This is a genomic window from Methanothermobacter sp. KEPCO-1 (assembly GCF_008033705.1).
In the GTDB taxonomy this organism is placed as follows: domain Archaea; phylum Methanobacteriota; class Methanobacteria; order Methanobacteriales; family Methanothermobacteraceae; genus Methanothermobacter; species Methanothermobacter marburgensis.
The window spans coordinates 834,525-859,508 of sequence record NZ_CP042937.1; the positions used below are offsets into that span (position 1 = coordinate 834,525).

Consider the following 24,984-nt stretch of genomic DNA (forward strand, 5'->3'; position numbering starts at 1 on the left):
TAACCTTACCACTTACCTTTATTATGTATTTATAAGAAATATGTCATTAATAATAATGATAGATTTTCAAGGTGTTTCCAATGAAAGGTGGCCAGGCAATAATCAGATCACTTCTGGATCAGGGAGCAGACACCGTATTCGGATACCCCGGTGGACAGTTACTGCCACTCTATGACATGCTCTATGATTCCGAACTCAAACACATCCTTGTAAGACATGAGCAGTGCGCAGCCCACGCCGCAGATGGATATGCAAGGGCCTCAGGCAGGGTGGGGGTCTGCATAGCAACCTCAGGTCCAGGGGCCACAAACCTTGTAACAGGTATCGCAACAGCCTACATGGACTCCTCACCCATAGTTGCAATTGCAGGTCAGGTCCCCACCCACCTCATCGGGAATGATGCCTTCCAGGAGGTGGACATGATAGGCATAACCATGCCCATCACAAAGCACAGCTTCCAGCCAGCGGATGCAAGTGAAATCCCTGCAATGTTAAGGGCAAGTTTTCACATAGCAAAGACAGGACGCCCTGGCCCCGTTGTCATAGACCTTCCAAAGGACATACAGGAACAGGAGGTCCAGGACCCCCTTGATGAGCTGGACCTTCAGGGCTACAGGCCAACCCTCCGGGGCCACCCGCTCCAGATAAAGAGGGCTGCAGAGCTTATAAGGAGATCAGAAAAGCCCGTTATACTTGCTGGTGGTGGGGTGATAATATCAGGTGCCTCAAAGGAGATCATGGAGTTATCAGAACTCATAAAGGCTCCTGTGACCACCACACTCCTCGGTAAGGGTTCTTTCCCTGAGGACCATCCTTCAGCCATGGGTATGCTGGGTATGCACGGCCGCAAGGTTGCAAACCTAACAGTGGATGAGTGTGACTGCCTCATAGCGGTTGGATGCAGATTCTCAGACCGTACAACAGGTAATGTTGCAGAATTCGCCCCCAATGCCAGAATAATACACGTGGACATCGACCCGGCCGAGATAGGTAAAAACGTGGCCGTTGATGTCCCCATCGTGGGTGACGCCAGGAATGTCCTTAGGGAGCTTATAGAAAAACTCAAAAAACACGGTGAAAGGGATGATGAGTGGCTGAGGGGAGTTCAGAAGTTCAGGACGGACTGCATGCCAAGAATGAGTTATGATGATGTGCCTCTGAAACCCCAGCAGGTTATAAAGGAGATAAGCCAGGTCCTGGATGATGAGACAGTTGTTACAACAGACGTTGGACAGAACCAGATGTGGATGGCCCACTTCTACACATCAAGGGCCCCCAGAAAATTCATATCATCAGGTGGCCTTGGGACCATGGGTTTCGGTTTTCCTGCAGCCATAGGGGCAAAGGTTGCTCTTCCAGAGAATGATGTTGTGGCTGTCTGTGGCGACGGCGGATTCCTGATGGTCTGCCAGGACCTTGCAACCATAAGGGAATATGACATACCCGTTGTGATATGTGTCATGGACAACCGCCACCTTGGTATGGTTGCCCAGTGGCAGCGCCTCTTCTATGATGAGAGGATGTCCCATACACACCTCGGTGAGGTCCCGGATTTTGTTAAACTGGCTGAATCATTCGGAATCGATGCTGAAAGGGTCGAAAAACCGGGTGAAACATCTGAAGCCCTTTCAAGGGCCATAAGATCAGGTGAACCTGCCCTGCTGGATATAGTTATAGACCCAGAGGAGATACTCCCAATGGTCCCACCAGGTTGCGGTCTCACCGAAATAGTGGGGGAGTACAGGGTTGAAAGGGAGGATCCCCAGGAAATAAGATACTCTGGAGTGAAGGCGGACGGTGATTAAGATGAAAGCAGATACACACATCATCAGTGCCCTTGTTGAGCACAGACCCGGTGTCCTTCAGAGGGTTGCAGGACTGTTCACAAGGCGTGGATTCAACATCGAAAGCATCACTGTAGGGGAATCCGAAACCCCTGGAATCGCCAGGATGACCATAATAGCCAGGGGCGACGACCGTGTGCTTGAACAGATAACCAAGCAGCTCAATAAGCTGATAGACGTTATAAAGGTCCGTGACCTTGAACCATCATCCACCGTTAAGAGGGAGCTATGCATGGTTAAGGTACACGCCCCATCAGAGAAGGAGAGGTCAGAGATAATACAGTACACCAACATCTTCAGGGGGAGGATAGTGGACGTGAGCAGTGAGGCGCTTACAGTTGAGGTCACCGGGGACTCAGAGAAGATAGACGCCTTCCTTGAGCTCCTGAGGGTCTTTGGAATCAAGGAACTTGCAAGGACCGGGCCGACTGCAATGTCCCGTGGTGGCAGAACCATCTGAATCCAGATGAACACAAATTTTATTTTTAATGATCCTGTTAATTAGAGATGAGGAGGTTTTTCATGAAGATCTACTATGAAAATGACATTGACATGGAGATACTGGCAGATAAGAAGATAGCCGTCATAGGTTACGGCAGTCAGGGAGAAGCCCAGGCCAGGAACATGGCCGACAGCGGACTTGATGTTATAGTTGGGCTCAGAAGGGGCGGAGCATCCTGGAAGAAGGCCCATGATGATGGTATGAACGTAATGACAGTTGAAGACGCCTCAAGGGAGGCCGACATCGTACACATACTCATACCCGACGAGATACAGGAAACAGTATTCGAGCAGTCCATAAAACCCTATCTCAGGGAGGGCAACACAATATCCTTCTCACATGGCTACAACATACACTACGGCTACATAAGGGCCCCTGAAGGGGTAAACGTCACCATGGTGGCCCCTAAGGGTCCCGGTGCAATGGTGAGGAGAACCTACCTTGAGGGTTTCGGCATACCTGGTCTTGTGGCTGTTGAGGTGGATGCAACAGGAGACGCCCTTGAACAGGCCCTTGCAATGGCAAAGGCATGCGGACTTGCACGTGCAGGTGTCCTTGAGACCACCTTTAAGGAGGAAACAGAGACCGACCTCTTTGGTGAACAGGCCGTGCTCTGTGGTGGCGTAACAGAACTCATAAACACCGCATTCAGGACCCTTGTGAAGGCCGGGTATCAGCCGGAGATCGCCTACTTTGAGACATGCCATGAACTCAAACTGATAGTGGACCTCATCTATGAGCGGGGATTCCAGGGAATGTGGCACAATGTGAGTAACACCGCCGAGTTCGGGGGCCTTACAAGGAGGAAGAGGGTTATAACAGAGGAAACAGAGAAGGAAATGCAGAAGATACTGGAGGAGATCCAGAACGGTAAATTCGCCAAGGAATGGGCCCTTGAAAACAGGGCCGGTGCCCCGATGCTTAAAAGGATGAGGGCCCTTGAGGGCGAGCTGGAGATAGAGAAGGTGGGCTCAAAGCTCAGAAAACTCTGTGGCCTTGAAAAATAAACTCCGCCGATAAATCCCATATTTTTTCTTTTAAAAGGTGATTGGCTTGGTATTTGTGGGTATGGACCATGGGACAACAGGAGTGTCCTTCACAATCCTTGGGGATGAGGTCGAGCACTTCAAGATAGGGAGGGAGGAGCTCTCGGCGGGCAGGGTTTCCGCCCTTGAGGAGCTTGAAGGAAGGGTATCCCCTGAAGAGATAGAACTCATGGCAATAACCTATGCAATGGGTGATGGTATAAACAGGATAAAGCCCATTGATCGGGTGAAGAACAGGGGTATCATCTCCATTGGAGGGGCCGGTAAGGTCACAGGTGGCGGGACAGCCGTTTACAGTGAAATAGAGTCCTCGGGAATACCCACCGTACTGATACCTGGCCTTCACCGCAACACCCCCTGTCTTGATGAGAGGTTCCGGGCAGCCTACTCCCACCACGCAAGTCCCGAGAAGGTGAGCATATGCTACAATGCATACCTGGAGACCGGCTGGGAGAACATGATAGTCTCCGATATAAGTTCCAATACGGTAACCATGCTCATACAGGACGGGAAGATAAGAGGTGCTATGGATGCCTGTATAGGTGCCATGGGGGTTATACATGGGCCCCTTGACCTTGAAATGCTCAGGAAAATAGATGATAGTGAAAAAACAGCCAACGAGTGTTTTTCACATGCCGGGGCTGTTAAGATAGCCGGCATAGATACGAGGGTATCCCGTGCAAGGGATGAACTCCTTGATATGTACCTTGAGGGAAGGAGGGAAGCGGCCCTTGCACTTGAGACCATGATAATGACTATAGCCATGGAGATATGGGGGCTTGCAGGCATCTCAGAGCGTCTTGATGGAATCGTTCTCACCGGATCCATGGGTGCCATGAGGGAACCCTACGATTTCCACGGAAAACTTGCAGCTATGGTGAATGAACTGGCCCCTGTGAAGAGGCTGGATGCAACCTCCGGTTCCATGGGAAGTGCCCAGATAGCGCGTGATATACACGGGGGTAAAAGAGATATTCTTGGGATAGAGGTTGATATTTAATTATTCCATTGCAATGAACGCTATCTTGGTTCCCTTAATGAACCTGATGCCATCCTCAGTCTGAAGAACTGTGTTGAGGTAATTATCTATTGATATGAGTTTTCCCCTTGCCTCTTCATTGTTTTTAAGTGTTAGAAGAACATTCCTGTTTTTAAACTTCAGGAACTGCTTGTTAACCCTGAACTCCTTATCATCGCCTTTCATCAGAATCCCCTTAAAGATTTAGTAATGCTATAATGATTCGCCTATATATACTTCACATATCCTCATCCTTCAGTTAAAGTGCAGGGCTACTCCCAGGTTATCCTGAGGAGAACCAGAAGCGCGCCAAGCTGGCAGAGGTTAACACTGAGAACAGGAAATCCCAGTCCATGTCCCCTGAAGCCCTCCCGTGTCAGCATGAAAATTATGAATATGATGTTCTGCAGGAGCAGGAGCAGCGAAAACCCGATAAGTCCCAGTGTGAAACTGGACCGGATCTTCCTGTAGCTTGAAACATAGACCCCAAGAAGGATGAGGAGGACGAACACATTCAGAATCCCAACCACAACCGCCAGGAATGTGAGCCCGGGATCTGCCATGAAATTACGGTCATGAACTTCTCTCATACATCAACCCCCTGCATCCTATCCAGTATATCCTCAAATAAGTCGTAATTCTCCTCCATTGCATCTGAAAGAAAGTACATCTTTCCGTACCTCTCACCTGACGATACTATGATTTTATTCTTCTCAAGAACACTTAAGTGATGCTGAACAGTCTTATAATCCAGTTCAAGGGCCTCTGCCAGCTGGTTGGTGTTGTATGGCCTCTCATGCAGCATTCGGATTATCCTTGCACGGTTCACCCCCCCACGTGTCGCTGCAATAAGCCACCACAGGAGCCTCTTCATGGAACCACGCTTATACCTATGGGGATAACCATGGATAATTTTTTGGCACTGATCCATCCAGTGATTTACCTTTGAATACATGAGAGTCCACACATGATGCCTAAATTTTAATGGTGGGGGTGGGAATTCTGAAGTCCGTCAGGATCCTGCAGTGGTGATTTGCTTCACCATCAGGATGCGCCCCTCACCAGCTGTCTGAACATGCCCTTTAACGGCTTCCAGTAGATTTGGGCATGTATCAGGGTACCTATAACCATCAGAATTGCCAGTTCAGCATGCCAGTAGGTCACAGATGGATTCAGGGCAGTTTTTATACCAAGGCGTATGAATATGAGGAGGAGTATGCCTGTAAGTCCTGTCCCGGCATATCCCGCGGTCAGTAGCACGTTCCACAGCCTTCTGTACACTGAACCCCTTATGTAGCCGCTGCGCATGAGGTAAAGCGTTAGGAGATACGCCCCCACCATAATGAGGCTCACAGGTATTAAATGGTAATCTGTTTCATGGCCGCTGAACTCTCCACTGGTACCGCCTGAAACATCTCCGCTCACGTTATGTTCAGGGGCCTGATTCTGTGTCCTGTTGATTTCAGAAGTTTCTGGTGGACTGTAATCATCGCTACCACTGGATGAAGAATCCTTCTGGTCAGATGAAGAAGCTTCCCGATCCTCAGATGCTGCGTAATCGTTTGAGACTGATGTCTGTGAGAGGTCACATATGCCGTCACCGTTGAGGTCCGTGAACCGTGGGCACTGCCCGGGGTAGGGGTCGTTCACAAGACCATAGGGACATGAAGCGGCGCATGAAATGCCAGAATTGGATATTGCAGCTACGAAGGGTAAAATTCCAGTCAGAAACTTAAATCCTTTCCTCAGGTTCATCTACCAACCCCCAGGATTCTGTTTAAGCTGCCTGTGTAGCAGTGGAAGTGAAAAACCGTTACAACCACCAGTGCCAGGCCAGCCTCCACATGCCAGTAGAGAAGCTGTGAGTTCAGGGAAAACCTTATACCGTTCTCCAGAAGAAAAAGTAGGACGAAACCTCCAATTCCTGATATCAAAAACGCAATGAGTATGATCAGGTTCCAGAGGTTCACATGAAAACTTCTTCGTATTCTACCATTCCTGTAAAGCGTATAGGTTAATATATAAAGCCCTATTAATGGAAGGGTCACGTTAAAAATAGTGTATTCCATTTTAAGGTCCTCCAATCTTTTATTTTAAAATTGGACCTTCTCTTAAAAGAAATTTTTCCGAATTTACACCCAGATCTCCACCAGATTCATGGAGACCAAAGTAAAAAGAAATCCTTCCAATTACGTCCAGCTCAACAAAAAAACAAAAAGAAATTCTTAGATCCAGAACTCAGGAGATATTCAGAGATCAAAAGCGTGGATGTATGGTCAAAGGGAGTTATCGAGGATCCCCAGCCACTAATCAAGCCATTCCCTCATTGAGTCAAGGGGCGCGGTGCAGTCAAGGGATACCGGTGTGAGGGTTGCAGTGTTTTCAGCCTTCAAGGTATGGACATCTGTTCCAGGGGCGTCCCTCCCTGCAGGGTCACCATCAATCCAGTAGTAGGGCCTCCCCCTTGGATCCAGCCTCTTCTTGATGTGGACATTGTACATCCTGTCCCCGAGTCTTGTGATACGTATATCATTTCCTGAGGGGTGTGATGGGATGTTAAGATTGAGAAAATCAACACCATCAGGTAAGCCCTTCCTGAGTATCCTGGATGCAACCCTTTCCGTCAGCTCAGATGCCAGTGAAAAGTCCACATCCACATGGCCATCATGAAACTTGATGTCCCCCCTCCTCACCTGGAGTGAAACTGCAAGGGAGGGTACACCATGAACCGCAGCCTCCATTGCGGCACCTATTGTCCCTGATGTTGTAAGTTCAGATTTTCCGAGGTTTTCCCCCATATTTATGCCGGATATTACAAGGTCAGGTTTTTCATCCATCAGTTCGAATATCCCTATTATCACGGCGTCTGTTGGTGTCCCTGAAACCGCGTAGGCCTCTGAACCGTCCCTGAGTGTGACCTCGCTAACCCTTATGGGTTCAAAGAGGGTGAGGGCATGGCCTATGCCACTCTGCTGGGTGGCTGGAGCCACTATAATGGTCTCTCCAAGGTTTTCAACAGCCTTCCTGGCCGCCAGAATCCCGGATGAGTTCACTCCGTCATCATTTGTTATGAGAATCTTCATCGGTAACCATCTCTATCCTTTAATAGCATTTATATCAAATTTTAAGTATATCTTATAACATAGCTCTATTAAGTCTAACCCCGGAGGGTGGAGGAATTGAAGAAGCAGAAACTCGTGGATTTCATCGCCAAAGTCATGGAGGATTCTGGTTTCAAGGTTTACAAGGATTTCAGAACCTCCCAGCACATAGTGGACATATATGGTATTCTCCCCACCACCCTCGGGGATATAGGGGTTGTGGTGGCCTGTAAGAACTATGATGAAAACTGGAAGGTTGGTATGGACGTTTTAAAGGAAATGGAAATGGCTGCAAAGACCCTGAAGGCCTCCAAAGTCGTGATTGTTACAACATCTGATTTCTCATCCCAGGCCAGAAACTATGCCATCAAGAGAAACATGAAGTTGATAGACAGAAATGGCCTCATAAAAATTGCTGAGGAGTTTTCAAAGAAAATTCAGGTCCCTGAAGAAGAAGAGGAAGAGGATGAATACTACGAGGAGGAGGTTGAGGTATACGGTCCCCCCTCAACCATATTTCACACAGGGCACACAGGGTCCCAGCGGGGACTTCTATCAAGGAGGGAAAGACGCCAGCCCATTACCCCCATCATAAGGGGTCTTCTGCAGAACACCATCATACTCATAATAACCGTTGTGGCGGTTTCCTTCCTGATTGCAACCATACTGCAGATTGCCGCGGGCCTGGGGACAAGCATCACGGGTATCGTGAAGATAATGATTGCCGCCGCCCTCTCCTATGGTATACCCTACCTTGTTGAGGATGATGGCGCTGTTATAATGATAAAGGGGACAATAGTGTTCTTCAGTTCTCTCCTCCTCCTTGTCATACTGATACTGATCTAGTAATCTGAATAAGCGACCTCTGCAACTTAAAACTGAATAATAAGATTAGCTGACTGATCCAAAAAAATAAATGGTTATCTTCTTGAGATAACCAGCCCCGCGCCAAGGATGAATATCCCTGCCACGAGTAATCCTGCGGATGCACCTGTCTCCTGCATGGGAACCATTTTTGCTCCTGTTACCTGTTCAGGCCTTTCAGATGATTCCGTAACGTCGATGGTTGCCGTATCCTGGTTATTGCTGACATTTATATCAGGTAGATTACCCGATATGGTTGCAGTGAACTGCGCTGTTCCAGTTGCCACGGCCCTCTGGTGTACAACGAGTTTATAGACTGCGCCAGCTGGCAGGTTCCCTATAGTCCACTCACTGGTTGAAGGATTGTATGATGGATCATTGTAGATCCATGTGCCCCCATTGTCCCAGGATACCTCATGTTCAAGGTATTCAAAGGGATAATTGCTGCTCCTTGTGATGGTGACCTTCACTCCGGTTGCAGTTGATGGTAAATTGTTTGTGACTGCCACTCCCTCAAAGACCTCATCTCCAACAGAGGCGCTGTTTATAATATTTTCATCAAGATCAAGGTATTCTGCATCCACTGCAAGATCCGATGCGATCTGTACATTGTCCTCTGTTTCCTGGGCACTCACAGTCCCCAGTGCCATGAATAGCAGAGCAAGGACAAAAAATCTGTGCATTCTCACCCCCCCTCAGTTCAGCATCGACAAAGAAAAGAAATTCGACACTCTATTTGTTTTATGTTTTTCACCGGTGATAAATGTTCTGAAAAAAATTTCAGGTGTGGGTTTTAATATGATAAAACATTGAAACTCATGGAAAATTAGCTGCTGCATTCATGAAATAAATCCAGTGGGCCGGACGAGATTCGAACTCGTGACCACCTCGGTGTGAGCGAGGTATCATACCCCTAGACCACCGGCCCCCCAGGATCCTTCAATAATCAGATGGGCCGGACGAGATTCGAACTCGTGACCACCTCGTTGTAAGCGAGGTATCATACCCCTAGACCACCGGCCCTCAGTGTGACTTTAAATTCTTACCCTATATAAAGTTTTCCGGTTATGGGGGTAATATATAAACCTTGGAGTATAACTAAGGTAGTGAATATCATTCTGAGGTTATTCTCATGTCATGCGAAGCCAGTGGAAAGATATGGTTCAACGGTGAAATGGTTGATTGGGAAGACGCCACTATACATGTACTTTCACATGTCGTGCACTATGGATCCTCAGTATTTGAGGGAATAAGGTGTTACAGGAACAGGAAAGGATCCGCCATTTTCCGTTTGCGGGAGCATGTAAGGAGGCTCTTTGATTCTGCAAAGATATACAGGATGGAGATCCCCTACACAGAGGAGCAGATATGCGATGCAATAACTGAGACCGTCCGGGAGAACGGACTCGATGAGTGCTACATAAGGCCAGTTGTCTACAGAGGGTACGGAGAGATGGGCGTTAACCCGGTTAACTGCCCTGTTGAGGTTGCCATAGCTGCCTGGGAGTGGGGGGCCTACCTGGGGGCAGAGGCCCTTGAGGTGGGTGTTGATGTGGGTGTTTCAACCTGGCGGAGGATGGCCCCAAACACCATGCCAAACCTTGCAAAGGCCGGTGGAAACTATCTGAACTCCCAGCTGGCCAAGATGGAGGCTGTTAGACATGGCTATGACGAGGCAATAATGCTGGACTACCATGGCTATGTCAGTGAGGGCAGTGGCGAGAACATATTCATCGTAACTGACGGTGAACTTCAGACCCCACCTGTATCCTCATCCCTCCTTAAGGGGATAACAAGGGATTCTGTGATGAAGATAGCCAGGGCTGAGGGTGTCCCTGTCCGTGAAGAACCTATTACAAGGGAGATGCTTTACCTTGCAGATGAAATCTTCTTCACAGGTACAGCCGCAGAGATAACCCCTGTGAGGTCCGTTGATGGTATAGAGATAGGTTCAGGTCGACGGGGGCCTGTGACAGAGATGCTGCAGAATGAGTTCTTCAGGATAATCAGGGCCGAATCAGAGGACAGCTTCGGCTGGTTAACCTACCTCTAGTATTTCAGCATTATAAGTGAAAACTTGGAAGTTATAAGTTAAAAGTTATAAGTGATTTCCATGGATGTTCTTCAGGCAATAATAATCGGAATTGTTCAGGGGCTCACAGAGTTCCTACCAGTAAGCAGCTCAGGTCACCTTGTGCTCGTACCTGAAATAATGGGTGTTAAATCCAGCCTTGCATTTGACACCCTGCTCCATGTGGGAACCCTGGTGGCTGTTGTCACCTACTTCTGGAGTGACATAGTCCACATGATAAGGTCATTCATCTCAAGTCTTACAGATATTCCCGGAGGCAATTTCAGGAATGGGATAGATGAGGACCCATATAAGAGGCTGGCCTGGATGGTCATCATAGGTACCATCCCCGCTGGACTTGCCGGCGTATTATTCAAGGACTTCTTCGAATCCCTGTTCAGCAGCATAACAGCCGTTGGATTTTTCCTTATAGTAACAGGTCTTCTCCTGTGGGGTTCGGAGAGGATCAGCGCAAGAATAAGGGAAAAACTTCCTGTTGAAAAACTGGGTGTCAGGGATTCCCTCATAATAGGAGGTGCCCAGGCACTGGCAATAGCCCCAGGTATATCCCGTTCAGGTGCAACCATATCTGCAGGTCTCTTCCTTGGATTTGAAAGGGAGCTTGCAGCAAGGTACAGCTTCCTTCTCTCAATACCCGCCATACTGGGGGCTGCAATCATCCAGGTGAAGGATATCAGTGCAGGTATGGACCTCCTGGGTGCCAGTATGATCGCGGGTTTCGTGGCATCCGCTGTATCAGGTTACATTGCAATAAAGTTCCTGTTGAAGCTCATAAGGGAAAGAGATCTCTATGTTTTCGCCTCCTACTGCTTTGCAGTGGGTCTCCTGGTCCTCGGGGTGTCAATTCTCTGATTTATAGGACATCCTATCCTCTTTTTCCCCCGAAAAATCACAGACACCCCAACTCAGTTTCTATACATTAAAGTCACGGCTGTACTCCTGATCCAGAGTCTCAGATCTACTTAAAGTCACAGCTCCACGGAGGCAACATGGCTGTGGAAGTAGGTCCATGAAACCTGTCTCTCTGTGAATATATAGACCCACCAGGTGCTCCAGAAAACCTCAATAATGGCCGCCATTGCGAATATGATAGCGATCAGTACTATCAGGGACAGAAGCCTTTCTTTTATGGCGCCTATCAATGGTTCTGCGGATCCTCTTGATATGGACTCCAGTATCGAACCAATAAAAACCCTGGCGGCCTGCAGTGAGAATATACATCCCATAACCTCAAGGTGGAGGTGCACCGTACCTGCATAGATCAGAAACCCCCTGAATCCCCACGTGGATACGAGATTGTGGAGGAGCGCCCCTGATAGAACAATTACCTTCAAAACCTGAATGGTGGTTGCAAGTGTGAATATGAAAACCAGTGCCTGGGTGATATTTGATACGAATATCCAGAAAGCTGTTGCGCCCAGATAGTCAATGAACTGCTCCCTGAAGCCAGGAAAGGAGGAAAAATGAACCACCATATTCCCGTTGAGAAACCCATATGGCGGTGACATGCCAGAAGCGTCCAGAAAAAGACCTGAAATATAAAGGAGCACTGCTACCATGAGGATTGCAGGGCCCGGTATCATACCATCCAGACCCCCCCTGCCCATGGATAACAGAATATCACCCCTTAATCAGAGTATTGTGTTGCAGAGCTCCTCAACCCTGTTCCTTATGCTCTCAACAGATATTCCATGAAGAAGTGCCAGGAGCATTGCGCCCCCTGCACCCACGCCCTCCTTGACCGAACCATTTAGGTACTCGTGAAGACCCCTGTGGGATGCCCTCTCAAAGCCGGGGTCAACTGCGTAGATATCGATTTCACCTATCTGGTCAGCGATCCTGTTTATATCTGATGTTTCATCCTCTGCAACGAATATGGTTGTTGCAATTGCCGTGCCTGAAAAGTCGAATGCAGGATCAATTGCCTTCATGAGGGCGCATACCGCGGTCATCTGGGTCCCCCCTGCAAGTGTTACAGGGACACTGCTTCCCATGCACATACCTGCAACGGCGGGTATCATGGGGTCACCGACTGCAGCAACAGCCCTGAATGGATCTTCACGGCAATCGCCCTTTTTAAGGCCTGCATTCCTGAGGCCCTCCATTACAACATCCCTCTTGAGATTGTGGGGATTTTCAGGGAGACTTGCGCTGACCCTGAAATCAGCGTCGTAACCAAGGGCCGTCAGGACCCCCAGGGCGGTTGTTGTACCGGCCGGTGTGCTTTCGCCAACCACAAGGTGCTCTGTAAGTTTCGAGAGCGTCCTGCCAACCATGAACCCCCTTTCATATATTCTCTCAGGATTATCCACGGCTCTTCCTGTTCTTATATCCCCCCCATGCCCTGAGTTGATGTTTATATAGGGCACGTCGGGTTTCACCGATGCCCCTGCATCCGCAACCATGAAGGGTACCTCAGCCAGTTCAAGGGAGGCCTTTGTTATAACCGCAGGTGTGGGTGCAGATTCACCCTCCACAATCGTCTGGGGTATCTCAGGAAGACACCTGGGGGCGTCATGTACTATTAGTTCAACATCAGCCGCAGGTGTGTACTCAGTCAGGTCTGGCCCGGCCCCGGCCCCTGTTATCCCCGGAATCCTTGATGTCTCGGTTGTTGCAACTGCACATATGAAGAGGGATTCCCTGTCAAAAACCCCCTCCAGGTAATCACCTGATCCATAAATCCTAAGTCCATCAAACATTTCCATTCACCTTTTCACCGATACAATAGTTATAACCGTGAATAAATAAAGTAGTTACAGTTTTGGACCAAGCACCTCAACCGGTGGTGATCAATAAAATGTTGTGTCTAGGTATAGAGGGAACCGCAGAGAAGACAGGTGTTGGTATCGTTGACGACAGTGGAAGGGTGCTCTCGCTCAGGGGCAGGCCACTCATACCTGAAAGGGGAGGCATACATCCCAGGGAGGCCGCTGAACACCACGCCCGGTGGATACCGGTGCTTGTGGAGGAAGCGCTGGAGGATGCCGGGGTGGATATGGATGAAATAGGACTCATATCATTCTCCAGGGGGCCTGGTCTGGGGCCAGCCCTCAGAACAGTTGCAACAGCCGCAAGAACCCTGGCAATTTCACTTAAAATACCAATAGTGGGTGTGAATCACTGTATAGGTCATATAGAGATAGGTAGGCTAACAACAGGTGCATCAGACCCTCTTTCACTCTATGTGAGTGGTGGGAATACCCAGGTCATCGCCTTCAACCAGGGCAGGTACAGGGTGTTCGGTGAAACCCTTGATATCGCGGTGGGAAACATGCTGGACCAGTTTGCAAGGGAGGCCGGCCTTGGTCACCCCGGGGGTCCCGTCATTGAGGGACTTGCAGCCGAGGCATCAGATTACGTGGAGCTTCCCTACAGTGTCAAGGGGATGGACATCTCATTCTCAGGTCTTTTAACGGCGGCCATCAGGAAACTGGAGACCGGTGAAAAACTTGAGAACCTGGCGTACAGTCTGCAGGAGACAGCCTTCTCCATGCTCGTTGAGGTCAGTGAGCGTGCTCTTGCCTACACAGAAAAGGGAGAGGTCCTCCTCTGCGGAGGGGTTGCCGTTAACAGAAGGCTCCGTGAAATGATGAAGACCATGTGCAGAGAGCACGGTGTGGACTTCCATATGCCACCCCCTGAATACTGCGGGGACAACGGGGCCATGATAGCCTGGCTGGGACATCTTGTCCACAAACATCAGGGCCCCCAGAGGATAGAGGAAACATCTGTTGTGCAGCGCTACAGGACAGATGAGGTGGATGTCCCCTGGATGCGGGAGTCAGAACATGTGGTCAGACTTCAGGGAAACCTCAGGGCCAGGGGTGCCGAAGCCAATATCTACAGCGGCGAGTGGATGGGAAGACCGTGTATTGTTAAGGAAAGAATATCAAAGGGTTACAGGATCCCTGAAATCGACCATAAACTCAGATCATCCAGGACAAAGAGGGAGGCCCGCCTCATCAACCAGGCAAAGAGCGCCGGTGTACGCACACCCATACTCTTTGACGTGGACACCGAAAAGGGAACCATCATCATGGAGGAAATTGAGGGTACAAGGTTCAGGAACGCTGTTGAAAATAAGGAACTCTGCTCAAGAATCGGTGAGGCTACTGGAAAACTGCACCGTGCAGGTATAATACATGGAGACCTCACAGGGTCCAACATAATCCTCAGGGGGGATGAGGTGGTCCTCATAGACTTTGGCCTGGGCATGTTCTCGGATGAAATCGAGGACATGGGGGTGGATCTCCTTGTGCTGAAAAAATCCCTGGAGAGCACAAACTACCGGCTTGCATCAGACTGTTTCAGGAGCGTGCTTGAGGGCTACAGGAAGTTCACAGACACTGATATCTCATCAAAGATAGATGAAATAGAGGCAAGGGGTAGATACACAACCAGGGACAGGGATGGGTGAATCTTAGAAAATGAGAGAAAACCCGAAGGTGATTCCCATTGAAGGTAACATTTATAACAGGCAATAAACACAAATTATCTGAGGCAGAAAAGATCTTCCATGATACCGGAATAGAACTTGAGCATGCTGATCTGGGCTACCCTGAACTTCAGGGAACCCTTGAAGAGGTGGCCCGGTACGGTGCAGAGCATGCAGCCAGGATCATGGACGGTCCTGTTATTGTAGAGGATGCAGGACTATTTATAAGGGCCCTTAAATGGTTTCCAGGACCCTATTCTGCCTATGTACAGGATACCATTGGAAACAGAGGTATCTTAAAGCTCATGGAAAATGTTGAAGACCGCTACGCTGAGTTCAGGTCGGCTGTTGGGTTCTGCGCCCCCAACTCCGAACCCGAGGTTTTTCTAGGCGTGGTGAAAGGACGTATAGGTACTGAGGAACGTGGAACCAGGGGATTCGCATTTGACCCCCTGTTTTATCCTGAAGGTATGGATAGGAGCTTTGGAGAACTCAGTACCATCGAAAAGAACAGGTTTTCACACAGGAGCAGGGCCCTTAAGAAATTTGCACAGTGGTATACTGAAAATTATGAGGTGATTTAATGGCTCTAAAACCTGAATGGGTTGAATACTCAAACGAAGAAATCGAGGATCTCATAGTAAAGTTATACAGGGAGGGTAACTCCACAAGCAGGATAGGAATCATACTGAGGGACCAGCACGGCATACCAAGCGTTAAGGCCGTCACCGGACTCAAAATAACCCAGATACTCGAAAAACATGGTATGAATCCTGAATACCCTGAGGATCTCATGAACCTCATAAGAAAGGCTGTCAACATAAGAGACCACCTCAAGGAGCACCCCAAGGACCTCCACACAAGGAGGGGTCTGCAGATTGTTGAATCAAAGATAAGGCGCCTTGTGAAGTACTATGTGAGAGAAGGTGTCCTGCCTGAAGGATGGAGATATGACCCACAGAAAGCAGCCCTACTCGTTAAGTAAACTCCCCGACTCAATCTTAAAGAGGGGGTCAGAGGCCTCAAAACTCCTTGAGGAGCACCTGGAGAAGGGGAACATAATACGGGTCATATCCCACAACGATGCCGACGGCCTGTCGGCCGCAGGAGTTGTTGCACGGGCCATTTCATCAAGAAACGGCCAGTTCCACATCTCCATCCTTTCAAGACTCAGGAAGGAGTTCATAAAAAAGCTTGGAAGGGAGAAGTACTCCCTCTTCTTTTTCTGTGACATGGGAAGCGCCTACCTTGAGGAGATATCAAGGCTCAAGGCCGATATCATAGTTGCCGACCATCACCAGCCCTCTGAATTTGAGGCCGATTCCAACGTTGTACACGTGAACCCCCACCTTCATGGCCTTGATGGGAGCAGGGACCTCAGCGCCTCGGGTGCAGCCTACCTGGCAACCAGGAACATCAGCAGAAATACGGGGCAGCTGGCCCTGGTTGGAGCCCTGGGCGATATGCAGTACAGTGATGGTTTCACAGGTGCAAACCGTTTCATAATGGATGAGGCGATTGAAGCAGGGGTCCTGCAGGTTCACAGCGACCTCAAACTGGCATCAAGATACACCGAGCCCCTTTACCGTTCCATTGCATACACATTCAATCCCCCTCTCCCCGGATTAACAGGGGACATTGAGGCTTCAAGGGGTTTTCTTGAGCGTATAGGAGTCTCCTATGGAATAAAATACGCTGACCTCTCACCCGAGGAGAGGGACATCCTCAAGGATGAACTATCAAGGATAAACCCCGATATATTCGGTGAGGTTTTCATTTCAAGGGAGTTTCAGCCAGCCGTTGGTGACCTGTCTGATTTTGCAGGGATTCTTGATGCCTGTGGAAAGAACCGTAAATACGGTATTGGAATAGGCCTATGCCTTGGTGAGGGTGAAGGTGCCCTTGAAGTGGGCCTTGAACTCCAGAAAAACTACCGTGAAGAGCTCATAAGGGGCCTTGCATGGATCAGGAGAGAGGGCTCCACTGTAATGGAGAATATACAGTACATTTACAGTGAGGACAGGGTCTTTAAGGGGATAATGGGGACCATAGCAAGCATATCACTCTCCCTGAAACTGCTGAACCCTGATATTCCACTCCTTGGTCTTTCAAGGATGGACCAGCATGTGAAGGTATCTGCAAGGACCACGAGACCGGCTGTTGAGAGGGGTGTTAATCTCGGGGCCGCCCTCAGGGATGCAGCATCCAGTTTTGGTGGTACAGGTGGCGGGCATGATATAGCGGCCGGTGCCATGGTACCCTACAGGGATATGGAGAGTTTCCTCCAGCTGGTGGATGAAATAACAGGTGCACAGATTAAATCGTGAGTGCTGCCATTGGTGTTGATTATGTACCTTGATGGAATCGAAGAGAAGATGTATGACGGCGAATTCGGTGAAACCATCCAGAAGAGTATGGAAGTACTGGTGGCCCTGGGTGACATCTACGGGGCTGAGAGGATGGTTGAAATATCATCTGCCCAGATCTCAGGTGTGTCCTACAAGACCATAGGAGACGCAGGCCTTGAATACCTGGAGGACCTGAGTGAGGGTGGTGCCAGGGTCAGGGTCCAGAGTACACTAAACCCTGCCGGCATGGACCTGGAGAGATGGAGGGAGATGGGTTTTTCAGAGGAATTTGCCAGGAGACAGCTCAGAATAGTGGAAGCCTACTCATCAATGGATGTTATGAACACCTGCACCTGCACCCCTTACCTCATAGGGAACGTGCCCCTCAAGGGGTCCCATATTGCATGGTCAGAGTCATCTGCGGTCTCCTATGCAAACTCGGTTCTCGGTGCCAGAACAAACAGGGAGGGCGGGCCGGGGGCCCTTGCAGCTGCAATATGTGGAAGGACACCTGAATACGGTTACCACCTTGATGAAAACAGAAAAGCCACCCTTCTGGTTGATGTGGAGTGTGACCTCTCAGGTGCAGACTACGGTGCCCTCGGTTACATTGCAGGGAGGATTGCGGGGGAGGGTGTCCCTTACTTCAAACTAAGGGGTTTGCCAGCACCCGAGGATCTGAAGGCCCTTGGAGCCGCCATGGCGTCATCAGGTGCTGTTGCACTCTACCATGTTGATGGCATAACACCTGAGTACAGGGATGCTTCCCTGGAGGAGGTGGATGAAAGGATCAGGGTGGATGCCGGTGACATATCAGAGGCCCGTGAGGAACTTTCCACCACCTCTGATAGTCCTGATTTAATCTGCCTTGGATGCCCCCACTGCTCCCTTGATGAGATAAGAAGGATAGCATCCTTTGTGGGTAAGAAGGGCGCTGACTGTGATCTCTGGGTATGCACATCTGCCGCCATAAAAAGTGCTGCGGACCGTATGGGCTACACAGATGTGATAGAGGCTGCCGGGGGGATGGTAGTATCCGACACTTGCATGGTTGTGGCTCCTGTGGAGGAACTGGGCTATGAGGTCCTTGGTGTTGACTCTGCAAAGGCAGCCAACTATGTCCCGGGTATGTGCGGCCTTGATGCGGTCTATGATGACTGGATGAATCTCCTTAAATTGTAAACTGCCTGGAATAACTGCCCGGCACTCTAACCCTTTATTTTTCTGATGGCACTTCCAAGCTGAAGCCCAATGGATGAGATATTTTCAAGGCTTATCCTGTTATAGGGCTTCACACTGTAACTTGCAAGGTTCAGTATCCCGATTATTTCCCCTGAAAACCTGATTGGAATCATTAAAATAGTTCTTATATTATTTTTACGTATTGAATCGTGTATCATGCGGTATTCGGGGGATTCAGCGGTTATATATATTACCCGCTCATCCTCAATTGATCTGCTGAAGAGGTCCGTGAATACCCCGGCCATGCACATACGGCTGAGGGTCTCGGGCAGGTTCTTCTGGACCCTGAGTTTGAGTTCCATTTCCTCTTCCATGAGGTAGATGCATCCCATTTCAAATTCAAGGGTATCTATAACCGCTTCAATTGATTTCTCAAGTATCCTGTTCTCTTCCTCATCGCTGTTTATAATCTCAGAAACCCTGTTCATTGCAAGGAGTGTTCTTATAAATTCCTCGTTCTCCCTTCTGAGCCTCTCAAGTTCAATGTACTCTGAGACCTCATCGGCAAACATTTCCACGATTTCAAGTGCCCTGGATGATATGGAGTCATCGGGTACCTCAAGTATCATGGCCCCCCTTGCCCTTTCATCTGTTATGAGGGGAACCGATAACATGAGGCCCTTATTCGAGCTCCATGAGACAGTTTCAAGTGTTTCGATGCTTCTGTATATGAAATAATCAAATTCTTCAAGTTTAATTGCTGATGGGTGGTCATAGACCCGGTTTAAACCTGATGCGTCTCTCAGGACCACTGATATCTGTTTGATATCCAGAACTCCTGCCAGTTCCTCCCTTGCAGACTCAAGAAAGTCCTCCAGACTATCGGATGATGTCCTTAGCCTTGTGATTGTGAGTAGGACTTCAAGTTCATTCTTTGAAAATGATGAGCTTGCCATGTCCCTTGCGATGATCACCCAGAAGTTATTCACCGGGCTTATAAAGAGGCTGTAGGTTCTCCTTATACCATCCCTCCCCTTGAGATCCGCCTGTATTTTACCAGGAGCATGCATTCTGCTTTCAAGAAGTATTATGCTTTCCCTGTCCATGATATCCTCAAGGTTTCTGGCGCCAGGGAACATTCTCCTGAATGATTCATTGGATACAACTATGTCAAGGAGTGTGTTCACTGTGAAAACCAGTTTATCAGGGTCATCTATTTTTCTTTCCAGTTCCAGTAGCCTGATAAGCGTCTGGTGAATCTCCGAGGCATTCTTTATTATCTCTGAGTCCCTTGAGGTTTCATCCCTGTATTCTACTGTCTTAACATCTGCATCCTTTGATGGCATCCATAGTTTACTTCTGCCTACCATTTTATAGGTCACAAGCCCCTTTGCCTCCAGGATGTGGAGGTATTTGAGTACGGTGGCCCTGCTGCGATTTATGCCCCTGGTTATCTTATCCAGCATGCACTCCTCTGGCGGGTTCGACTCAAGGTAGGACATTATCAGCTTCTCGGTTTCAGAAAGGTTCTCCACGACCTCACCCCATTTACCTATGGTATAACCATGAATTATAATTTTATAGAAATATTTAAATATAAGTTTTTTATACTTTATTGTATAGTTATACTATAATGTTGAGGTGGTTGTATGGATTACCGTGAGATCGCAGGTGAACTCAAAGAACTCCTGCAGATGGAGGGCAGCCCCGTGGCTGTCAAACTTGTTAAGGCAGATGAAGAAACATCAGGTCCCAGACTTGAAAAAAGGAGGCACTGCGAATTCATACAGGAGGCCAGATTAAATGGGTTAAAGGGCCATGCAACAGCAGAGGAACACCTCTGTAAGGGTGGAGCCGCCGCCATGGGCCTCTGCAGCCTTCCAGCGCCTGTTGCAGATGGGAGCATGTACCACAAACTCGGGAACTACAGCACCCCTGAAGCGGCCCATGAAACCGTGAAGGCTGTGCCAATGCTAGATGAGGAATATTATGCCTCAGAGTACGCTCCGCTTGAGGATGCTGACTTTGAACCCGACGTGGTTGTGCTGATACTCAAACCTGCCCAGGCACTGAGACTGAGCCAGGCATACCTCCACGAAAGGGGTGGCAGAATCACAGGGGACTACTCAGGTATACAGTCACTCTGCGCAGATGCAGTTGCTGCGGTCATTCAGAGGGGCCTTCCAAACATTACAATGGGATGCAACGGGTCAAGAAAATATGCCGGAATAAAGCCAGAGGAACTCGCAGTTGGAGTCCCTGCAGAGGAACTTGAGGGAATAGTGTATGCCCTCAGAAAATTCAGGGAGAAATGGGGGTAACCATGAGGATCAACCTCAGAGGAATAAACAGGTACGCTGCAGCCATAATCACAGACAACATCCTGAAGAATGGCCAGGAAAACATCCAGTTAATACTCAGGGAGAACTATGAAGAGATTCAAAAGGTTGCAGCCAGTTACGGAATGAATTATTCTGCTAAAAAAGGACCTGATGGAGTGGTGGTTGATATTTCACGTGGAGAGATTGAAGAGGTGGACGTCACCGGTGAAACCTGTCCTGGACCCCTTATAATCGTGGGCGAAAAACTATCATCAATGAAACAGGGGATGAGAATAAAAATAAAGTCCGAAAGCCAGGACGTTATCGATGACCTTGCGGTTTCAGCCCCTGAAATGAACGCCAGGGTGATAGAAAAATCAAAAACCCACCTTATACTTGAAAAAATAGAAAAGACCGAGAAAAAGGAATTCACAGGAAGGGACAGGGTCCTGGTTGTTCAGAGCAATGGAACAGGTAATGCGGAGAGGGCCTACGCCACATTCATATTCTCAAAGGCTGCCCTGAGCATGGGTAAGGACGTCACTGTGTTCCTTCTGATGGATGGTGTGAGCCTTGCCAGGAGGGGCGCGGCAGCAAAGGTTAAACACCCGGCCTTCCCTGCCCTCAATGAACTCATGGAGGAGGTAATTGAAATGGGTGCTAAAGTCTATGTCTGCGAGATGAGCGCCCAGTTCAGGGGGCTCACAGAAGATAAAATAACAGAAGGATGTAAAATCGCAGGGGCCGCCACATTCATAACACTCCTGAGCGACCCCAGGTACGCCGTAGTGAACTTCTAGAGGTGATAGGATGTATCAGGTTATTGTGTTTGCTCTGCTACTTGCAGGGATCCCCTCAGGTTTCATAACATTCCGTATAATGGGGATGAGGATGGCACCCCACTTTGGGGTCCTCATCCTTGCGCTCATTGCAACAGGACTGAACCTTGTGATGGGTGGTGGGAATCTAATGTATCTTGCTGTGGCCCTCCAGATCCTGGCGGGTATATCAGCCTACACCCAGTTTTTCCCGGTACTCAGGGATAACTTCCAGACCGCTCCCCTATACGCATGCCATCTCAGCACCATGACCACAGCGGCGGTGCTTGCAGCTGCATCGGTCCTTGCATAACTTTAAGTCTCCTAATTTCTATTTTTTATTTCCCCATGTGGGTACCGGAAATTTAATTCTACTTTTACATCTCGCTCCAGCATATGCATTAACAGCGGATGCCATGATTAAATCATTAAATAAATTGATCACCAGATAGAAGACCATGGCAAGGTACATAGAGCACCCACTGATAAAACCAGGGACAGTCGAGGCAAGGACCTACCAGCAGTTACTGGCAGCAGACGTCCTAAGGAAGGGCAACTCAATGATAGTGGCTCCCACGGCCCTTGGAAAAACCATTGTTGCCGTTCTGGTGGCTGCAGAGAGACTGCAGAAATACAGGGGGTCCAGGGTGCTCATTTTATCACCCAGCAAACCGCTGGCCATACAGCATGAGGAGAGCTTCAGGGACTTCCTCCTCGCACCATGCACCTCACTCACAGGGAGTATAAACCCTGAGGAAAGGGTGAGGCGCTGGGATGAGTCCAGAGTCATATCTGCAACACCCCAGACAATAGAATCAGACATCCTGACCGGGAGGTACGACCTAGGCGACGTTTCACTCCTTGTATTCGATGAGTGCCACCGTGCCGTTGGTTCATACTCCTATGTCTTCCTTGCATCCAGTTACATGCAGACCGCGAAAAATCCCCTTATACTTGGATTGACAGCCTCCCCCGGTGCAGATGAGGACAAAATAAAAACCGTCTGCAGTAACCTCTTCCTCAACGAGGTGGTTGTGAAGACAGAAAAGGACCCGGATGTCAGGCCCTACCTCAAGCCCATCAGGATAGAATGGGTCAGGGTTAAGATGAAGCCTGAACTTGAGGAGATAAGGGACCTCCTGAAGAAGGTTTTAAAGACGCGACTGAAGATGCTCAAGAACCTTGGAGTTATAGAGACTGTGAGTGTGGGTAAAAGGGACCTCCTGAAGGCCAGGGGCCGTGTTCAGAACAGGATCGCGCGCTCATCAAATCCGCCAAAATCATGTTACAGGGCCATATCACTCATAGCAGCCTCAATAAATGTTGAGCACGCCCTTGAACTCCTTGAAACCCAGGGGATCCATCCACTTCACAAATACTTCACCCGACTTAAAAAGAAGAACACAAAGGCTGCCAGAAGCCTCATTATGGACCCTGACTTCACAAGGGCCATGTACCTCACCCGAAAGGCCTCTGTTTCAGGGGTTGAACACCCAAAACTTGACAGGCTCATTGAAATACTCAGAAAGGAACTTGAAGGGGGAGACTCAAGAATAATAGTTTTCACCCAGTTCCGTGACACCCTTGAGGAAATATACCAGCGCTGTGTACGTGAGGGGATAAACGCCGTTAAATTTTATGGGCAGAACAGTAGAAGCGGTGAAAAGGGCCTCACCCAGAAACAGCAACGGGATATAATCAAGTCATTCAGGATGGGAAACCACGATGTTCTCATATCAACCAGTGTGGCAGAGGAGGGAATAGATATACCCTCAGTTGACCTTGTGGTCATGTACGAGCCTGTCCCATCAGAGATAAGGATGATACAGAGGAGGGGAAGGACAGGAAGAAGAAGATCAGGAAGAATGGTGGTCCTCATGACAGAAAAGACACGGGACGAGGCCTACTATTACTCAAGTATCAGGAAGGAAAAAACCATGAAGGAAAGCCTCAGGGGGGGTTCCATGAAAATTGAACTGACGCCCCTTGGGTTTCCTGAAACTGACGGTGAAAGACCATTCATCTACGTGGATTCACGTGAGGTTAACTCAAGGGTTCTCCGGGAGCTCAGGAAGATGGGGGTGGACTTTGAACTCAGAACACTCTCTGTGGGTGATTATCAGGTCAGCGATGACACTGTGATTGAAAGAAAAACCACCCAGGATTTCCTGGGGTCAATTATGGATAAGAGACTTTACCGGCAGGCCAGGAATATGGTGGAAAACTTCAAGCACCCTGTGATGATAATAGAGGGTGAGGACCTCTACTCGGGCTTCATGAACCCCGATGCTGTGAGGGGTGCCCTTGCATCAGTTGCGGTGGACTTTGGAATACCCATAATCCCCACAAGGTCCCCTGCAGATACGGCTGCAATGATAAGGAGGATAGCCCTTAGGGAACAGAGGGAGGGAAAACCTGACATGCGTATCAGGACAGACAAGAAACCCCTCACCCTCCAGGAAAAGCAGCTCTTCATTGTGGAATCACTTCCTTACATTGGATCCAAGTATGCCAGAAGGCTCCTTGAAAGTTTCGGTTCTGTTGAAGCTGTTATGAACGCATCAGAGAAGGAGCTCATGGAAGTGGAGGGAATCGGTAAAAGGATAGCATCCGAGATCAGAAAGGTTATTGAAGCAGAATTCAGGGATTCAGAAAAAATGAGAGGGTGATCAATTGCGTATAATCATGGATGAAAGGGGTAAAAAGTACCTCCTGAAGGCAGGGGAGGACTTTCAGACTGACATGGGGATCATCCAGTCCCGGATGATAGAGGAGGCCAGACCAGGGGATGTTCTCAGAACCCACCTTGGAAGGGAGGTTTATGTCCTTAAACCCAGCCTCTCCGATTACCTTGAACTCATGGAGAGGAGGTGCTCCATACTCCTTCCCAAGGACATAGGGATGATCTGTGCATACACAGGAATAGTGAACGGCTCAAGGGTTGTTGATGCAGGTACCGGTGCGGGTACAGTTGCAATGTACCTGGCAAATGTGGTGGGTGAATCAGGGCATGTTACAACCTATGAGATACGGCAGGACTTTGCAGAGGTTGCAGAAAGGAACATCAGGGACTTTGGATTTAAAAATATTGAGGTAAAAAACAGGGACATAAAGGAGGGTATAGATGAGGATGACCTTGACCTGGTATTCCTTGATCTTCCCCAGCCCTGGGAGCTGATGGAGGATCTGCATGAATCCCTTATTAGAGGAGGGTGGGCTGTTTTCTACAACCCATACATTGAACAGGTAAAAATTCTGCACAGGGTCGGCTCAAAGCTGGGATTTGCAGATATGAGGACATCCGAAATAATTGAGCGTGAAATTGAGGTCAGGAGGCAGGGTACGCGCCCCAGGACCAGAATGGTTGGACACACAGGATACCTCACATTCATGAGAAAGGTCTAGAGGGA

General features: G+C 48.9%; 27 protein-coding genes and 2 tRNA genes. 17 read left to right on the top strand and 12 right to left on the bottom strand.

What is annotated here, in order from left to right; genetic code table 11:
• Window positions 1-80 precede the first annotated feature (80 nt).
• The 4 genes from FVF72_RS04380 to FVF72_RS04395 all read left to right on the top strand — a co-directional run bounded on the left by FVF72_RS04380 (window position 81) and on the right by FVF72_RS04395 (window position 4,392).
• On the top strand, window positions 81-1,805 hold the full coding sequence (locus tag FVF72_RS04380; RefSeq protein ID WP_147671311.1) for an acetolactate synthase large subunit: 1,725 nt from the start codon (window positions 81-83) through the stop codon (window positions 1,803-1,805).
• 1 nt (window position 1,806) lies between these two features.
• On the top strand, window positions 1,807-2,304 hold the full coding sequence (gene ilvN, locus FVF72_RS04385; RefSeq protein WP_147671312.1) for an acetolactate synthase small subunit: 498 nt from the start codon (window positions 1,807-1,809) through the stop codon (window positions 2,302-2,304).
• Between the two features lie 62 nt (window positions 2,305-2,366).
• Window positions 2,367-3,353: a ketol-acid reductoisomerase gene (gene ilvC / locus FVF72_RS04390; protein WP_147671313.1), complete on the top strand. Its 987-nt coding sequence runs from the start codon at window positions 2,367-2,369 to the stop codon at window positions 3,351-3,353.
• Window positions 3,354-3,399: 46 nt separating this feature from the next.
• Entirely contained in the window at window positions 3,400-4,392 is a 993-nt protein-coding gene (locus FVF72_RS04395; RefSeq protein ID WP_147671314.1) for a methanogenesis marker 12 protein, read from the top strand.
• Here FVF72_RS04395 and FVF72_RS04400 read toward each other — a convergent pair whose 3' ends face one another.
• The 6 genes from FVF72_RS04400 to surE all read right to left on the bottom strand — a co-directional run bounded on the left by FVF72_RS04400 (window position 4,393) and on the right by surE (window position 7,493).
• Window positions 4,393-4,596 (bottom strand): LSM domain-containing protein, encoded by a 204-nt coding sequence (locus FVF72_RS04400; protein WP_147671315.1) that lies wholly within the window; start codon window positions 4,594-4,596, stop codon window positions 4,393-4,395.
• Between the two features lie 86 nt (window positions 4,597-4,682).
• Window positions 4,683-5,000, bottom strand: coding sequence for a hypothetical protein (locus FVF72_RS04405; protein WP_013294865.1), 318 nt, complete (start codon window positions 4,998-5,000; stop codon window positions 4,683-4,685).
• Window positions 4,997-5,284: a winged helix-turn-helix domain-containing protein gene (locus FVF72_RS04410; protein ID WP_048901153.1), complete on the bottom strand. Its 288-nt coding sequence runs from the start codon at window positions 5,282-5,284 to the stop codon at window positions 4,997-4,999. Before FVF72_RS04410 ends, FVF72_RS04405 begins: the two co-directional genes overlap by 4 nt.
• A 170-nt stretch (window positions 5,285-5,454) precedes the next feature.
• Entirely contained in the window at window positions 5,455-6,165 is a 711-nt protein-coding gene (locus FVF72_RS04415) for a hypothetical protein (protein WP_147671317.1), read from the bottom strand.
• Window positions 6,162-6,479, bottom strand: coding sequence for a hypothetical protein (locus FVF72_RS04420; protein WP_013294862.1), 318 nt, complete (start codon window positions 6,477-6,479; stop codon window positions 6,162-6,164). The genes FVF72_RS04415 and FVF72_RS04420 overlap by 4 nt, the downstream gene beginning before the upstream one ends.
• Before the next feature lie 237 nt (window positions 6,480-6,716).
• Complete coding sequence (gene surE / locus FVF72_RS04425) at window positions 6,717-7,493, bottom strand: 5'/3'-nucleotidase SurE (RefSeq protein ID WP_013294861.1); 777 nt, start codon at window positions 7,491-7,493, stop codon at window positions 6,717-6,719.
• A gap of 87 nt (window positions 7,494-7,580) precedes the next feature.
• Between surE and FVF72_RS04430 the strand changes: the two genes are divergently transcribed.
• Window positions 7,581-8,357, top strand: a complete 777-nt coding sequence (locus FVF72_RS04430) for a restriction endonuclease (RefSeq protein ID WP_147671318.1) — start codon at window positions 7,581-7,583, stop codon at window positions 8,355-8,357.
• A gap of 74 nt (window positions 8,358-8,431) precedes the next feature.
• Here FVF72_RS04430 and FVF72_RS04435 read toward each other — a convergent pair whose 3' ends face one another.
• The 3 genes from FVF72_RS04435 to FVF72_RS04445 form a co-directional block, all read right to left on the bottom strand.
• A complete protein-coding gene (locus tag FVF72_RS04435; RefSeq protein WP_013294859.1) occupies window positions 8,432-9,058 on the bottom strand; it encodes a DUF11 domain-containing protein in 627 nt (208 codons plus the stop codon).
• 173 nt (window positions 9,059-9,231) lie between these two features.
• Window positions 9,232-9,303 (bottom strand) — tRNA-Val (locus FVF72_RS04440).
• Window positions 9,304-9,326: 23 nt separating this feature from the next.
• Window positions 9,327-9,398: transfer RNA gene (locus tag FVF72_RS04445), tRNA-Val, on the bottom strand.
• A gap of 109 nt (window positions 9,399-9,507) precedes the next feature.
• Between FVF72_RS04445 and ilvE the strand changes: the two genes are divergently transcribed.
• A complete protein-coding gene (gene ilvE, locus FVF72_RS04450; protein WP_013294858.1) occupies window positions 9,508-10,428 on the top strand; it encodes a branched-chain-amino-acid transaminase in 921 nt (306 codons plus the stop codon).
• Window positions 10,429-10,488: 60 nt separating this feature from the next.
• Window positions 10,489-11,319 carry an undecaprenyl-diphosphatase UppP gene (gene uppP / locus FVF72_RS04455; RefSeq protein ID WP_147671319.1) on the top strand — a complete coding sequence of 277 codons (831 nt, stop codon included), beginning with the start codon at window positions 10,489-10,491 and terminating at the stop codon, window positions 11,317-11,319.
• Between the two features lie 116 nt (window positions 11,320-11,435).
• Here the strand turns inward: uppP and FVF72_RS04460 are convergent, their stop codons facing one another.
• On the bottom strand, window positions 11,436-12,074 hold the full coding sequence (locus FVF72_RS04460; protein WP_255503808.1) for a hypothetical protein: 639 nt from the start codon (window positions 12,072-12,074) through the stop codon (window positions 11,436-11,438).
• 24 nt (window positions 12,075-12,098) lie between these two features.
• The gene (gene cobT, locus FVF72_RS04465; protein ID WP_147671320.1) at window positions 12,099-13,169 is read right to left on the bottom strand and encodes a nicotinate mononucleotide-dependent phosphoribosyltransferase CobT; all 1,071 of its coding nucleotides are present in this window, start codon (window positions 13,167-13,169) and stop codon (window positions 12,099-12,101) included.
• 98 nt (window positions 13,170-13,267) lie between these two features.
• Between cobT and FVF72_RS04470 the strand changes: the two genes are divergently transcribed.
• The 5 genes from FVF72_RS04470 to FVF72_RS04490 are packed head-to-tail and all read left to right on the top strand — an operon-like array spanning window position 13,268 to window position 18,435.
• Window positions 13,268-14,887: a bifunctional N(6)-L-threonylcarbamoyladenine synthase/serine/threonine protein kinase gene (locus FVF72_RS04470; RefSeq protein WP_147671321.1), complete on the top strand. Its 1,620-nt coding sequence runs from the start codon at window positions 13,268-13,270 to the stop codon at window positions 14,885-14,887.
• Window positions 14,888-14,925: 38 nt separating this feature from the next.
• On the top strand, window positions 14,926-15,489 hold the full coding sequence (locus FVF72_RS04475; protein WP_147671322.1) for an XTP/dITP diphosphatase: 564 nt from the start codon (window positions 14,926-14,928) through the stop codon (window positions 15,487-15,489).
• The gene (locus tag FVF72_RS04480) at window positions 15,489-15,890 is read left to right on the top strand and encodes a 30S ribosomal protein S15 (RefSeq protein ID WP_013294852.1); all 402 of its coding nucleotides are present in this window, start codon (window positions 15,489-15,491) and stop codon (window positions 15,888-15,890) included. The genes FVF72_RS04475 and FVF72_RS04480 overlap by 1 nt, the downstream gene beginning before the upstream one ends.
• A complete protein-coding gene (locus FVF72_RS04485; protein ID WP_147671323.1) occupies window positions 15,856-17,232 on the top strand; it encodes a DHH family phosphoesterase in 1,377 nt (458 codons plus the stop codon). Before FVF72_RS04480 ends, FVF72_RS04485 begins: the two co-directional genes overlap by 35 nt.
• A 21-nt stretch (window positions 17,233-17,253) precedes the next feature.
• Window positions 17,254-18,435, top strand: a complete 1,182-nt coding sequence (locus FVF72_RS04490) for an aconitase X catalytic domain-containing protein (protein ID WP_013294850.1) — start codon at window positions 17,254-17,256, stop codon at window positions 18,433-18,435.
• Window positions 18,436-18,461: 26 nt separating this feature from the next.
• Here FVF72_RS04490 and FVF72_RS04495 read toward each other — a convergent pair whose 3' ends face one another.
• Entirely contained in the window at window positions 18,462-19,970 is a 1,509-nt protein-coding gene (locus FVF72_RS04495) for a GAF domain-containing protein (protein WP_147671324.1), read from the bottom strand.
• Between the two features lie 114 nt (window positions 19,971-20,084).
• Here FVF72_RS04495 and FVF72_RS04500 point away from each other — a divergent pair, with 114 nt between their 5' ends.
• The 5 genes from FVF72_RS04500 to FVF72_RS04520 all read left to right on the top strand — a co-directional run bounded on the left by FVF72_RS04500 (window position 20,085) and on the right by FVF72_RS04520 (window position 24,979).
• Window positions 20,085-20,756, top strand: coding sequence for a DUF169 domain-containing protein (locus FVF72_RS04500; RefSeq protein ID WP_147671325.1), 672 nt, complete (start codon window positions 20,085-20,087; stop codon window positions 20,754-20,756).
• Between the two features lie 2 nt (window positions 20,757-20,758).
• A complete protein-coding gene (locus FVF72_RS04505; protein ID WP_147671326.1) occupies window positions 20,759-21,556 on the top strand; it encodes a DsrE family protein in 798 nt (265 codons plus the stop codon).
• Between the two features lie 10 nt (window positions 21,557-21,566).
• The gene (locus FVF72_RS04510) at window positions 21,567-21,887 is read left to right on the top strand and encodes a DUF5400 domain-containing protein (protein ID WP_013294846.1); all 321 of its coding nucleotides are present in this window, start codon (window positions 21,567-21,569) and stop codon (window positions 21,885-21,887) included.
• A gap of 145 nt (window positions 21,888-22,032) precedes the next feature.
• Window positions 22,033-24,243: a DEAD/DEAH box helicase gene (locus tag FVF72_RS04515; RefSeq protein ID WP_013294845.1), complete on the top strand. Its 2,211-nt coding sequence runs from the start codon at window positions 22,033-22,035 to the stop codon at window positions 24,241-24,243.
• Window positions 24,244-24,247: 4 nt separating this feature from the next.
• Window positions 24,248-24,979, top strand: a complete 732-nt coding sequence (locus FVF72_RS04520; RefSeq protein WP_013294844.1) for a tRNA (adenine-N1)-methyltransferase — start codon at window positions 24,248-24,250, stop codon at window positions 24,977-24,979.
• Window positions 24,980-24,984: the final 5 nt, after the last annotated feature.

Bases quoted from the DNA above. Each gene is read 5' to 3' on its own strand.
- cobT (WP_147671320.1), bottom strand. From the start codon at position 13,169: ATGTTTGATGGACTTAGGATTTATGGATCAGGTGATTACCTGGAGGGG.
- FVF72_RS04410 (WP_048901153.1), bottom strand. From the start codon at position 5,284: ATGAAGAGGCTCCTGTGGTGGCTTATTGCAGCGACACGTGGGGGGGTG.
- FVF72_RS04480 (WP_013294852.1), top strand. From the start codon at position 15,489: ATGGCTCTAAAACCTGAATGGGTTGAATACTCAAACGAAGAAATCGAG.
- FVF72_RS04435 (WP_013294859.1), bottom strand. From the start codon at position 9,058: ATGCACAGATTTTTTGTCCTTGCTCTGCTATTCATGGCACTGGGGACT.
- ilvN (WP_147671312.1), top strand. From the start codon at position 1,807: ATGAAAGCAGATACACACATCATCAGTGCCCTTGTTGAGCACAGACCC.
- FVF72_RS04415 (WP_147671317.1), bottom strand. From the start codon at position 6,165: ATGAACCTGAGGAAAGGATTTAAGTTTCTGACTGGAATTTTACCCTTC.
- FVF72_RS04405 (WP_013294865.1), bottom strand. From the start codon at position 5,000: ATGAGAGAAGTTCATGACCGTAATTTCATGGCAGATCCCGGGCTCACA.
- ilvC (WP_147671313.1), top strand. From the start codon at position 2,367: ATGAAGATCTACTATGAAAATGACATTGACATGGAGATACTGGCAGAT.
- FVF72_RS04490 (WP_013294850.1), top strand. From the start codon at position 17,254: ATGTACCTTGATGGAATCGAAGAGAAGATGTATGACGGCGAATTCGGT.
- FVF72_RS04420 (WP_013294862.1), bottom strand. From the start codon at position 6,479: ATGGAATACACTATTTTTAACGTGACCCTTCCATTAATAGGGCTTTAT.
- FVF72_RS04500 (WP_147671325.1), top strand. From the start codon at position 20,085: ATGGATTACCGTGAGATCGCAGGTGAACTCAAAGAACTCCTGCAGATG.
- FVF72_RS04400 (WP_147671315.1), bottom strand. From the start codon at position 4,596: ATGAAAGGCGATGATAAGGAGTTCAGGGTTAACAAGCAGTTCCTGAAG.
- ilvE (WP_013294858.1), top strand. From the start codon at position 9,508: ATGTCATGCGAAGCCAGTGGAAAGATATGGTTCAACGGTGAAATGGTT.
- FVF72_RS04515 (WP_013294845.1), top strand. From the start codon at position 22,033: ATGGCAAGGTACATAGAGCACCCACTGATAAAACCAGGGACAGTCGAG.
- FVF72_RS04460 (WP_255503808.1), bottom strand. From the start codon at position 12,074: ATGGGCAGGGGGGGTCTGGATGGTATGATACCGGGCCCTGCAATCCTC.
- surE (WP_013294861.1), bottom strand. From the start codon at position 7,493: ATGAAGATTCTCATAACAAATGATGACGGAGTGAACTCATCCGGGATT.
- FVF72_RS04510 (WP_013294846.1), top strand. From the start codon at position 21,567: ATGTATCAGGTTATTGTGTTTGCTCTGCTACTTGCAGGGATCCCCTCA.
- FVF72_RS04470 (WP_147671321.1), top strand. From the start codon at position 13,268: ATGTTGTGTCTAGGTATAGAGGGAACCGCAGAGAAGACAGGTGTTGGT.
- uppP (WP_147671319.1), top strand. From the start codon at position 10,489: ATGGATGTTCTTCAGGCAATAATAATCGGAATTGTTCAGGGGCTCACA.
- FVF72_RS04505 (WP_147671326.1), top strand. From the start codon at position 20,759: ATGAGGATCAACCTCAGAGGAATAAACAGGTACGCTGCAGCCATAATC.
- FVF72_RS04380 (WP_147671311.1), top strand. From the start codon at position 81: ATGAAAGGTGGCCAGGCAATAATCAGATCACTTCTGGATCAGGGAGCA.
- FVF72_RS04485 (WP_147671323.1), top strand. From the start codon at position 15,856: ATGACCCACAGAAAGCAGCCCTACTCGTTAAGTAAACTCCCCGACTCA.